The organism is Achromobacter sp. Marseille-Q0513 (assembly GCF_018195695.1).
Lineage (GTDB): Bacteria > Pseudomonadota > Gammaproteobacteria > Burkholderiales > Burkholderiaceae_B > Achromobacter.
Genome location: NZ_JAGTJY010000383.1, coordinates 1 through 1,041 on the forward strand (window position 1 = coordinate 1; position 1,041 = coordinate 1,041).

Sequence of the window (1,041 nt, forward strand, 5' to 3'; positions counted from 1 at the left end):
CCAGGGTGCTGCTTCTGCCACGGGCGACCAGGGTGCTGCTTCTGCCACGGGCGACTGGGGTGCTGCTTCTGCCACGGGCGACCGGGGTGCTGCTTCTGCCACGGGCGACTGGGGTGCTGCGATGGCCTGCGGCTACGCAGGCAAGGCAATGGGCGCACTTGGCAACGCACTCTTCCTCGTCTACCGCGATGACGACTACGTGATCCGCAAGGCAGCCGCAGCCATCGTCGGTGAGGACGGAATCAAGCCTGACACTTGGTATTCGCTGAGCGCGGACGGCGAATTCATCGAAGCCTAATCCCCGGCTGCCTCGCTGGGCCGAGACCAGGAAATCAACATGGAAAAGACAAAGCTAGGCCCGTGGCATCGCTTTGGAGTGAAGCCGGTGCATATAGGAGTGTATCAAGTCCGCGTTCACTATGAACGCGCCAGCGGTGCATACGCATACTGGACCGGACAAGGATGGGGCTTGCGTTCTTGGCGGGAGTGTTTCGAGCGAACAGACGCAGGAGCAATCCAGCGCGCTGATGCAGATCGCGCGCCGTTCTGGAAAGCAGAACAAGTTAGTTGGCGCGGCTTGATTCGCTAAAGCTCAACCCCGAATCCTGAAAGAAGCGGCAGCGCGATGTAAGCACCCTCCCTTGCTTTATAGGGAGGGCCATCAAGGAAGGCAGCAGGTAGAAGTGCCACGTGGTCAAGGACACGAGTACTGAAACTGTCGCGATCCAGTTGCCTTCCTTGATGGTCAAGCGCAGCCCAGCGCAAGCACGGAAGCAGGTGCAGATGGCCCGTTCGATTCGGCCTACCGTGTGTGGGAATAGCCATCATGACACCCCGGAAAGACGGGGACTCCCTCCAGACGGCATTGCGGCAGCGCTTTAGCAACGCTGCGCAACTCAACTTTCAACACGCGAAAGGGTACGACAAACCGGGGCTTTATCCGGGGCGCAGTGCCGTCTGTAGGGGGTGAATGCGCAGTGCTGATGCGCGACATGTGATGGCCTAGTGACAGAGACGGGCAAGCAGCGTCCATCGATAACA

General features: G+C 59.8%; 1 pseudogene. It reads left to right on the forward strand.

The features are described 5' to 3' along the window. Positions 1-298: pseudogene (locus tag KDH83_RS30805) on the forward strand (hypothetical protein); the annotation flags it as partial. Positions 299-1,041: the final 743 nt, after the last annotated feature.